At 36.8% G+C, this 11,638-nt stretch carries 5 protein-coding genes; 4 read left to right on the top strand and 1 reads right to left on the bottom strand.

What is annotated here, in order from left to right; all coding sequences use genetic code 11:
* The first annotated feature begins 49 nt into the window (after positions 1–49).
* The 3 genes from rpoC (at position 50) to DZ858_RS00015 (ending at position 5,764) form a co-directional block, all read left to right on the top strand.
* Positions 50–4,348, top strand: a complete 4,299-nt coding sequence (rpoC, locus tag DZ858_RS00025) for a DNA-directed RNA polymerase subunit beta' (protein ID WP_117157544.1) — start codon at positions 50–52, stop codon at positions 4,346–4,348.
* 126 nt (positions 4,349–4,474) lie between these two features.
* Positions 4,475–4,798 carry a DUF3467 domain-containing protein gene (locus DZ858_RS00020; RefSeq protein WP_117157543.1) on the top strand — a complete coding sequence of 108 codons (324 nt, stop codon included), beginning with the start codon at positions 4,475–4,477 and terminating at the stop codon, positions 4,796–4,798.
* 129 nt (positions 4,799–4,927) lie between these two features.
* On the top strand, positions 4,928–5,764 hold the full coding sequence (locus tag DZ858_RS00015) for an alpha/beta fold hydrolase (RefSeq protein ID WP_117157542.1): 837 nt from the start codon (positions 4,928–4,930) through the stop codon (positions 5,762–5,764).
* A gap of 25 nt (positions 5,765–5,789) precedes the next feature.
* On the opposite strand, the gene DZ858_RS00010 is transcribed toward DZ858_RS00015, so the two are convergent.
* The gene (locus DZ858_RS00010) at positions 5,790–7,376 is read right to left on the bottom strand and encodes a peptide chain release factor 3 (RefSeq protein ID WP_117157541.1); all 1,587 of its coding nucleotides are present in this window, start codon (positions 7,374–7,376) and stop codon (positions 5,790–5,792) included.
* 487 nt (positions 7,377–7,863) lie between these two features.
* Here DZ858_RS00010 and DZ858_RS00005 point away from each other — a divergent pair.
* Positions 7,864–11,638: DUF7507 domain-containing protein (locus DZ858_RS00005; protein WP_147309547.1), on the top strand; the 3,775-nt coding region annotated here is incomplete at its 3' end.

Genomic DNA, 11,638 nt, shown 5'->3' with positions numbered 1-11,638 from the left:
GAAAAAACACTCCAAAAACAAATAACAACAAAGCATAGTACACAGCATTATGGCAAGAAATAAAGAAAACACAGTTCAGAAATTCAATAAAATTTCTATTGGTTTAGCCTCTCCTGAATCGATTTTGGCAGAATCGCGCGGGGAAGTACTAAAACCTGAAACGATAAACTACCGTACGCACAAACCAGAGCGTGACGGACTTTTCTGTGAGCGTATTTTTGGTCCTGTTAAGGATTACGAATGTGCCTGTGGTAAATATAAACGAATTCGCTACAAAGGGATCGTATGTGACCGTTGTGGTGTAGAGGTAACTGAAAAGAAAGTACGTCGTGATCGCGTAGGGCACATTAATTTAGTGGTTCCTGTTGCACACATTTGGTACTTCCGTAGTTTACCTAACAAAATAGGATACCTTCTTGGATTGCCGTCTAAGAAGTTGGATATGATTATCTATTACGAACGATATGTTGTAATCCAACCGGGTATCGCAAAAAATGAAGAAGGGGAACCACTTCAGAAAATGGACTTCTTAACAGAAGAAGAATATTTAAATGCGTTGGAAGCTATTCCAGTAGAAAACCAATACTTGGAAGATAGCGATCCAAATAAATTCATCGCTAAGATGGGTGCTGAGTGTTTAATTGAATTGTTACAGCGTATCGACCTTGATACATTGTCTTTCGATTTACGTCACAAAGCAAACAATGAAACGTCTAAACAACGTAAAACGGAAGCACTAAAACGTCTTCAAGTTGTGGAAGCGTTGCGTGATGCAAACAAAAACCGTGAAAACAAACCAGAATGGATGATTATGAAGGTGGTGCCAATTATTCCACCAGAATTACGTCCGTTAGTACCACTAGATGGGGGTCGTTTCGCAACATCAGATTTAAATGATCTTTACCGTCGTGTAATTATTAGAAACAATCGTCTAAAGCGATTAATGGAAATTAAAGCTCCAGAAGTAATTTTACGTAATGAAAAACGTATGCTTCAAGAATCTGTTGATTCCTTGTTCGATAACACGCGTAAATCTTCAGCAGTAAAAACAGATAGCAACCGTCCATTAAAATCACTTTCAGATTCATTGAAAGGAAAGCAAGGACGTTTCCGTCAAAACTTACTTGGTAAGCGTGTGGATTATTCAGCACGTTCGGTAATTGTTGTAGGACCAGAATTGAAGCTATTTGAATGTGGTATTCCAAAAGATATGGCTGCTGAACTTTACAAGCCTTTCGTAATTAGAAAACTAATTGAGAGAGGAATTGTAAAAACAGTTAAGTCTGCTAAGAAAATTATAGATAAAAAAGAACCCGTAGTTTGGGACATCCTTGAAAATGTATTGAAAGGACATCCAGTTATGCTTAACCGGGCTCCTACTTTACACCGATTAGGTATTCAAGCTTTTCAACCAAAATTGATTGAAGGAAAAGCAATCCAGTTACACCCATTAGTATGTACTGCATTTAACGCCGATTTTGATGGTGACCAGATGGCGGTTCACCTTCCATTAGGACCAGAAGCAATTTTGGAATGTCAGTTATTGATGTTAGCTTCTCACAATATCTTGAACCCTGCAAACGGTTCGCCGGTAGCAGTACCTTCTCAGGATATGGTTTTGGGTCTGTATTATATGACCAAGCTTAGAACTTCAACAAAAGATGTAAAAGTAAAAGGTGAAGGCCTAACTTTTTATTCAGAAGAAGAAGCTGTGATTGCTTACAATGAGAAGCAAGTAGACCTCAATGCGCAAATAAAAATACGTACCAAGGACTTTAATGATAAAGGCGAATTGGTTTTTCAAATTATCGAAACTACCTTAGGTAGAGTGATATTTAACCAAGAAGTACCAGAAGAAGCTGGTTATATAAACGAGGTATTAACCAAGAAATCACTTCGTGATATTATTGGTAATATCCTTAAAGTTACTAGTGTACCAAAAACTGCTGCTTTCCTTGATGAAATTAAAACATTAGGATATAAGTTCGCATTCGAAGGTGGATTGTCTTTTAGTTTAGGAGATATTATTATCCCTGCTGAAAAGCAAACTATGATTGACGACGCCAACAAACAAGTTGACGGTATTGTAGGAAACTACAATATGGGACTTATTACCAACAACGAACGTTACAACCAAGTAATTGATATATGGACAGCAACCAATGCTGAATTAACGGAGCTTTCTATGAAACGTATCCGCGAAGATCAGCAAGGGTTTAACTCTGTATATATGATGCTTGACTCTGGAGCGCGTGGTAGTAAAGAGCAAATTAGACAGCTAACCGGTATGCGTGGATTGATGGCGAAGCCTAAAAAATCTAACTCTGGTGGTGGTGAAATTATTGAAAACCCGATTCTTTCTAACTTTAAGGAAGGGCTTTCAATTCTTGAATACTTTATCTCTACTCACGGTGCACGTAAAGGTCTTGCTGATACCGCACTTAAAACTGCCGATGCGGGTTATTTAACGCGTCGTCTGGTAGATGTGTCACAAGACGTTATTATTAACGAAGTAGATTGTGGTACATTAAGAGGTATTGAAGTTTCAGCATTGAAGAAAAATGAAGAGATTGTTGAAACCTTAGAAGCTAGAATTATAGGTCGTATTGCATTAAACGATGTAATAAACCCACTTAATAAAGAAGTGTTGGCAACGGCTGGTGAGCACATTTCAGAAGAGACTGCTAAAATTATTGGCGACTCTGCTGTAGAAGGTGTAGAAGTACGTTCTGCATTAACGTGTGAAGCTAAAAAAGGAATTTGTTCTCAATGTTACGGTCGTAACCTTGCAACCAATAAAATGGTACAGCGAGGAGAAGCTGTAGGTGTTGTAGCTGCTCAGTCAATTGGTGAACCAGGTACACAGTTAACACTTCGTACCTTCCACGTGGGTGGTATTGCAGGTAACATTTCAGAAGACAACAAGCTAGTTGTTAAATATGACGGTAAAGCCGAAATTGAAGATCTAAAAACAGTTAAAGGAGAAGATGCTGAAGGAAAAGAAATTGATATTGTAATCTCTCGTACTTCAGAAATTAAATTAACTGATCCAAAAACCGGAATTACCTTAAGCAACAACAACATTCCTTACGGTTCTACACTATATGTAAAAGATGGTGATAAATTGAAAGAAGGTGATGTGGTTTGTCAATGGGATCCATATAACGGTGTGATTATTTCAGAATTTGCAGGTAAAATCAAGTACGAGAATATCGAACAAGGGGTTACCTACCAAGTTGAAATTGATGAGCAGACTGGATTCCAAGAGAAAGTAATTTCAGAATCTAGAAATAAAAAGAAAATACCAACACTTCAAATTTTAGGTAAAAAAGATGAAGTAATTCGTTCATACAACTTGCCAGTGGGTGCCCACTTAATGATTGATGACGGAGATAAAATTAAGATTGGTAAAGTATTGGTTAAAATACCACGTAAATCTTCAAAAGCAGGTGATATTACAGGTGGTCTTCCACGTGTAACCGAACTTTTTGAAGCTCGTAATCCATCAAATCCTGCTGTAGTTAGTGAGATTGATGGTGTTGTTTCCTTCGGAAAAATTAAACGTGGTAATCGTGAAATTATAGTAGAGTCTAAATTAGGTGAGCTTAAAAAGTACTTAGTGAAGTTGTCTAACCAGATTTTGGTTCAGGAGAACGATTATGTGCGTGCTGGTATGCCTCTTTCAGACGGATCTATTACACCAGAAGATATTTTACGTATTGAAGGACCTTCAGCAGTACAGCAGTACTTGGTGAATGAAGTTCAAGAAGTATACCGTCTACAAGGTGTGAAGATTAACGATAAACACTTCGAGGTAGTAGTTAGACAGATGATGCGTAAAGTACGTATTGTGGATAGTGGAGATACTACCTTCCTAGAAAATCAACTAGCTCATAAAGATGACTTTATTGAAGAAAACGATAAAATCTTCGGAATGAAAGTAGTTGAAGATGCAGGAGATAGTCAAACCCTTAAAGAAGGGCAAATAGTTTCACCACGTGATTTACGTGATGAAAATTCTATCTTGAGACGTAATGATAAAGCTTTAGTTGAAGCAAGAGATGCTGTTAATGCAACTGCAACACCAATATTGCAAGGTATTACTAGAGCATCGCTACAGACTAAGTCGTTTATTTCGGCTGCATCCTTCCAAGAAACCACTAAAGTATTAAACGAAGCTGCAGTAAGCGGTAAAGTTGATACCTTAGAAGGATTGAAAGAGAATGTAATTGTAGGTCATAAAATACCTGCTGGTACTGGAATGCGTGAATACGATTCTATAATTGTAGGAAGCAAGGAAGAGCTGGAAGAAATGACCCGTGAGAAACAAGAAGTGAATTACAATTAATTAAAAAACTTCTTATAAATCAAAATAAAGAATCCCGCCAAAAGCGGGATTCTTTTATTATATTAGGTAGCTAAATTAGAACTATAAACTCATTCCATATTAATAGGAATATTAAAATAACCAACAATGGCAGACGATCAAAACAAACAAAAACAAAAAAAAGGACAAATCAATATTGAATTAGATGAGAATGTAGCACAAGGCATTTATAGTAACTTGGCGATCATCAATCATTCACAATCAGAGTTCATTCTAGATTTTGTAAGTATTATGCCGGGTGTGCCTAAAAGTAAGGTGAAATCACGAATAATTTTAACACCACAACACGCCAAGAGACTATTAAGAGCATTGAATGATAATATTCAACGGTTTGAAAAAGCCCACGGTAAGGTTAAAGAACAAGAACAACCGACGATGCCTTTAAACTTTGGTCCAACCGGAGAAGCATAGATAGTAAACCCACTTTTTAGTGGGTTTTTTAATAGGCTATTGTTAAGATATTCAGTTAAATAAGTATTAAAGTCTTCGCCTTATTTTACATTTTGCAAATTCCATAGTAATTTAAAGGAAAATTAAATTATGGGATATTTAAAGACTTCTTCAAAAAAACGAAATGAATACATAAATTTATACTACGAAGACTACGGTAAAGGGCAACCTGTTATTCTAATCCATGGTTGGCCGTTGAGTTCAGCTATGTGGGAATACCAAAAACAAGAACTTGTTGAGGCTGGATACCGTTGCATTTCATATGACCGTAGAGGTTTTGGTAAAAGTGATCAACCTTGGGACGGATACGATTATGATACGATGGCTCAAGATTTAAATGATATAATCAATCATCTTTCCTTAAAAGATGTTGTCTTAGTAGGATTTTCAATGGGTGGAGGAGAAGTAGGACGTTATGTAGGTAACTATGGTACGGAAAATTTATCTAAGTTAGTTTTTATAAGCTCAATAGCTCCTTTTATGCTGAAAACTGATGATAACCCTGATGGTGTGCCAGCTGAAACCTTTGAAGAATTCAAAAAAGCAATTAAAATTGACCGTTGTGACTTCTTAGATAAATTTGGCAAACAGTTTATCGATTATGATAATAACAAACACTTAATAGGTAAAGAACAATTACAATATAATTTCAACATTGCTGCGGGAGCTTCTCCTAAAGCAACATTAGATTGTATTGATGCTTTCGGAAAAACAGATTTAAGAGGTGATCTTAAAAAGATAGACATTCCTACGTTATTCCTGCATGGGGATGCAGATAATGTTGTCCCGATGGAGCCCACTGCGGCGCAAGGTGCAAAAATAGTTGAAAACAGTGAATTTACGGTTATAGAAGATGCTCCTCACGGTTGTGTTTTTACACACACGGAGCACGTTAACAAATTATTGCTAGATTTTCTGAAGAAATAATTTTGATAAATAAAGGTATTATACCTTACTTATATTCACTTACAAAATGAAGTTTTACGTTCGGATATTTTGATTGTGTCATTTGTAAGCTAAAGGCGGAATCGGCAAAGAAAACCAATTGATCTCTTTTATCTTTCGCTAAAAACTTAGCTTTAACACGCTTGAATTCTTTAAACTCATCACTTTTTGGATTGTCTGGTTCGACCCAGCAAGCTTTGTGAACGTTTAGGTTTTCATATCGGCAGGAAGCGCCATATTCGTGCTCTAACCGATATTGTATTACTTCAAACTGTAAAGCACCAACGGTACCGATTACTTTTCGTCCGTTTAATTCAAGAGTGAAGAGTTGTGCAACACCTTCATCCATTAATTGATCAATCCCTTTGTCCAGCTGTTTGCTTTTCATTGGATCGGCATTATTAATGTACTTAAAGTGCTCCGGTGAAAAGCTGGGTACTCCTTTATAGTTCATTTCTTCTCCTTCGGTAAGGGTGTCACCAATTTTAAAGTTACCGGTGTCATGTAATCCAACGATATCTCCAGGATATGAAATATCTACAATTTGTTTCTTTTCAGCAAAGAACGCATTCGGACTAGAAAACTTCAGCTTCTTGCCATTGCGTACATGTAAATAAGGGGTGTTCCTTTCAAAAACACCTGACACAATTTTTACAAACGCTAAGCGATCCCGGTGTTTGGGGTCCATGTTGGCGTGTATTTTAAAGACAAAGCCTGTAAAATCTTTTTCATCAGGTTTTACCACCCGAGTGTCACTTTCTTTTGGACGTGGTTTAGGAGCTATTTCAACAAAACAATCTAATAGTTCTCGAACGCCGAAATTATTCAAGGCAGAACCAAAGAATACTGGTTGTAATTTCCCTTCTAAATATTCTTCACGGCTAAACTTAGGGTATATTTCAGCAAGTTCTAGTTCTTCTCGCAACGTATCGGCTGCGTCAGTACCAATCAATTGGTCGAGTTCAGGATTGGCAAGATCTTCAATTTCAATAGTTTCTTCAATATTTTTTCGGCTACTACCACTGAATAGATTTACATTTTTCTCCCAGATATTGTATATGCCTCTAAAATCATACCCCATACCAATTGGGAAGCTTAAAGGTGTAACCCGAAGGTTTAATTTTTGTTCTATTTCATCTAACAACTCAAAAGCATCTTTCCCTTCTCGGTCCATTTTATTTATAAAAACAATCATAGGAATATTACGCATGCGGCACACTTCAACCAACTTCTCGGTTTGTGCTTCCACACCTTTGGCAACATCAATAACAACAATAACACTATCTACAGCTGTTAGGGTTCTAAAAGTATCTTCGGCAAAATCCTTGTGACCGGGTGTATCTAGAATATTTATTTTAATCCCTTCATATTCAAATGCTAAAACAGAAGTGGCAACCGAGATACCCCTTTGTCTTTCAATTTCCATAAAGTCACTAGTGGCTCCTTTTTTTATTTTATTACTTTTTACAGCACCAGCTTCTTGAATAGCACCTCCAAATAGTAATAATTTTTCAGTTAAAGTTGTTTTCCCAGCATCAGGGTGAGAGATTATCCCAAAGGTTCTCCTGCGTTCAATTTCACGTTTAATTGACATGGTTGTGTGTGTAGATTTGAGGGCAAATATACAAGTTTTTGAAGTACCTTTACGGCTCTGTATGGATTGATTTCAAAAGGCTTTTCCCACAAATAAAAGTCTTGTAATCCTTCTAAAAATAGCTTATGTACGTATTTATACGTACATGTCATTCCTACAAAAAAAAAGGTTAAAATGTAATAAATATTGTATTTCAACGAAATAATTCTACACTTAGACTAATAGTTGCAAATTAGTAAAACCTTAACAGTTTTTCCTACGTATATTTGTTCTAAGCAAACGATAAGTAATCTATTTGTTTAGTGATAAATGTATGTACTTTATAATAGATGTTCCTCTACTAAATTTCGTTTTTCCCAAATCAAATTAAAGCTTATAACCTATAAAAATTGAAAGAAAATTTATCCCTTTAGTGGTAAGTTCTTGTAATTGAGATTAAAAATTATAATTAATTATAAAATTATGAATACTAATAAAATTCAAGCTTATGTATAAAATAATTACTAAATTATTTGCTTCTGATAAGAGGTTTTTAATAGGTCTCATTTTAATAGTTTGCTTGGGTAATCAAGGATATGCTCAGGTTAAAGGTTCAACAGATGAGGGGGAAGTATTATTGCCTTATACTCAAGAGTATTTGGATCAATATAATGCAACTTTAGATAAGAAAGCTGCACAATATAATAAAACGTTTCGTTCTAAGTCAAAAGCTGAAGCTTTACACAGTCATACAAATTCTAAAACTGTAGGAGGGTGTAACTTAATTACCTGTGGATCTTTTGAAAAAGATGATGTAAGTGGCGGAACATTTCGTACTGCAATAGGTGGGACAAATGGTGAATACCAAGCTGATGCAAGATATTCTTGTTGGGATGATAATGGTACAGTAGATTGGTCGGAAGGGCAGTATATATCCTATTCAACAACGAACTCTAATGTGGTTTATCCTGGTATCATTGAGCCTTCAACTTATGATGGAGGTGGTTTTGCTATATTTTCATTTCAAAATGAATCGATAGATCAAACGTTGACTGTAGTGCCTAATACAGTATATACAGTATGTTTTGAAATTGCTGTAATACCGCGTTACAATACCGTAAACAGCAATAATAATGGAGGGCAGATATTAGAATATGAGCCTAACTTGCGATTTGGTGTTAGAAATGGTGCCGTTGTAGTTAGCGATCCGCTTACTTATACAGATGCTGATCTTGTTCAGCACCCAACTAGTGATTTTCCAACGAGGTTATCTTTTGCCACGAGCGGAAATGGAGGTAATCAAAACCCTGGTGGATGGACAGAAATAAACCCGTACTGGGAAAATAGATGTATAACTTTCAAGTCAGGACCTACCGCTACTTCTGTAGAGGTTTTTTATAGTACTGGAAATCCAGGAGAATCTGTGGTATTGGTAGATGGTTTAAGACTGTCTGTTGAGGGGTATGCAAACTCACCAGAACTTTCTGTAACTTCAAAAACGTATTGTGAGCCTACACAGGTGCAACTTAATGATTTTGTTACTTCAACAACTCCTACAGGAGCTGAATTAAGATGGAGTGCTAATTCAGATTTAAGTAATCCTTTGCCAAATAATCCAACTGTAACAACTCCTGGTGTTTGGTATGCATTCTATTATAATCCAGATTTAGGTTGTACTTCGCCATCACGAATGCTTACGCTAACAAATTCAGATATAGCTATAGCTCATACTAAGGAAGATGTCACTTGTTATGGTGAGAATGATGGTGAGATTAATATAACTGTTACAGGCGGATCGTCTTCGTATACATATTTATGGACAACTAGCGATGGAAGTGGATTAAACACAACCGCCGAAGATCAAACAGGACTAACTGCAGGTACTTATAAAGTAACTGTAGATGATGGTATATGTACTATTGATAAAAGTATTGAGATAACTCAGCCAAATCAAATAAATGTAGAAGCCAATGAGTATGACCCATTGTGCGATAATGCAGATGCTATTACTTTAACCGGAGAACCAACTAATTCAAACGGAGAATGGACTGGAGCCGGAGTAACAGACAATGATAATGGTACGGCAAGTTTCGATCCAAGTGGTTTAACAGGAACTATTACGGTAACATACACTTATACAGATGGTAATAACTGTTCTAATAGTGATACGGCTGATATTGTCATCAACAAAACGGCAACAGTAGAAGCAGGGAATTACGGTCCAATTTGTGACAATGCAGACGCCATTACGTTAACTGGACAACCGACAAATTCAAACGGAGAATGGACAGGAGCCGGAGTAACAGACAATGATAATGGTACGGCAAGTTTCGATCCAAGTGGTTTAACAGGAACTATTACGGTAACATACACTTATACAGATGGTAATAACTGTTCTGACACAGATACAGCTAATATTGTCATCAACAAAACAGCAACAGTAGAAGCAGGGAATTACGGTCCAATCTGTGACAATGCAGACGCAATAACATTAACCGGAGAGCCAACTAATTCAAACGGAGAATGGACAGGAACCGGAGTAACAGATAATGGTAACGGTACGGCAAGTTTCGACCCAAGTGGTTTAACAGGAACTATCACGGTAACTTATACTTATGAAGACGGTAACAACTGTTCTGACACCGATACAGCTGATATTGTTGTTAATAAAACAGCAGTAGTAGAAGCAGGAACCTATGGTCCAATCTGTGACAATGCAGATACGATTACATTAACCGGTCAACCAACTAATTCAAACGGAGAATGGACAGGAACCGGAGTAATAGATAATGGTGACGGTACGGCTGACTTTGATCCAACTGGATTGAACGGTACAATCACGGCAACGTATACTTATACAGATGGCAATAATTGTTCAGACAATGACACTGCGGATATAGTAGTAAATGTATCTCCTGATGCTCCAATAAGCAGCGGTGACATAGCTGAATGTAAAGACGAAACGACCACGCAAACATTAGATGCTAACGATGCAATTACAGTTGCGACTGGAACAAGTATCGTTTGGTACACAGACGCTACAGGTAATACTGTAGTTAACGATCCAATTCTTGATACGGTTGGAAACGTTACTTATTATGCTGAAGCAGTAAGTGATACAGGAAGTTGTTCAAGTTCAGACCGGACACCGGTTACCTTGACAATCTACAACTGCTCTATCTCAATCGAGAAAACAGCTAGCCCTAACGATACTCAAAATTGTAACACAATCGCACCAGGCGAAATGATAACCTATACTTTTAAGGTTAAAAACTTAGGCGATGTAGCAATCAATAACGTAGAAGTAAACGATCCATTAATTGATAATACAAATCCTATTCCAGGCCCTGATAGTGGTGATACTGTTAATTCAGGAGTGCTTGATATAGGTGAAGAATGGACATATGAAGCTACTTATACAGTAACACAACAAGACATTATTAACGGCCAAGTAAACAATACTGCTACGGTTGACGGTACAGTAACAGGTTCATCAGCATCATTTAATGTGAACGATTCAGATTCTGTAACAGTAAATCTATGTCAAGATGCTGAAATATCTATTGTTAAATCAAGTACAAGTGAATCTCAAGATTGTTTAAATCTTGAAGTTGGAAATACTATTGAATACAAATTTGTTGTAAAAAATGAAGGTGATGTTGATATTTCAAATGTAGTTATAACAGATCCGTTATTTTTAGCTCCAAACCCAGTAGTTACAATACAATTAGTAGATAATGGTGATGGTAATGGAGTTTTAAATGTAGGAGAAACTTGGGAGTATGAAGCTATATATACAGTAGATCAAGATAATATAAATGATGGTCAGATTGAAAATACAGCAACAGTAAATGGTACCACAGGGCTAGGACCTGTCGACGAAACAAGTAATACAATTACGATACCCATCTGTCAAGATGCGAGTATCGCGTTGATCAAAGAATCTACCTTGAATATCGATCCAAACACTGGCTGTTATGCAGGTGAAGTAGGTGAAGAAATCAGCTATACGTTCAAAGTTAAGAACACGGGTGATGTAACGTTGACCAATATAATCGTAACCGACCTAGTAGGTGGGGTAACAATGAGTGGCGGTCCAATTGCAAGTCTTGATCCAAATGAGGAAGACACGACGACCTTTACTGCAACCTATACGTTGACACAAGCTGACCTGAATGCTGGAGAGTTTGAGAACCGAGCATTAGCAACAGGAACACCTCCACAAGGAGATGATGTAACAGATGAATCTGATAACAACAGTTATACAGAAGATGATTCCACGA

The organism is Marixanthomonas ophiurae (assembly GCF_003413745.1).
Classification (GTDB): domain Bacteria; phylum Bacteroidota; class Bacteroidia; order Flavobacteriales; family Flavobacteriaceae; genus Marixanthomonas; species Marixanthomonas ophiurae.
Note: the sequence above shows the minus strand (reverse complement) of the source record. Positions and strands in the feature narration are given on the sequence as shown.

Bases quoted from the DNA above. Each gene is read 5' to 3' on its own strand.
- rpoC (WP_117157544.1), top strand. From the start codon at position 50: ATGGCAAGAAATAAAGAAAACACAGTTCAGAAATTCAATAAAATTTCT.
- DZ858_RS00010 (WP_117157541.1), bottom strand. From the start codon at position 7,376: ATGTCAATTAAACGTGAAATTGAACGCAGGAGAACCTTTGGGATAATC.
- DZ858_RS00020 (WP_117157543.1), top strand. From the start codon at position 4,475: ATGGCAGACGATCAAAACAAACAAAAACAAAAAAAAGGACAAATCAAT.
- DZ858_RS00015 (WP_117157542.1), top strand. From the start codon at position 4,928: ATGGGATATTTAAAGACTTCTTCAAAAAAACGAAATGAATACATAAAT.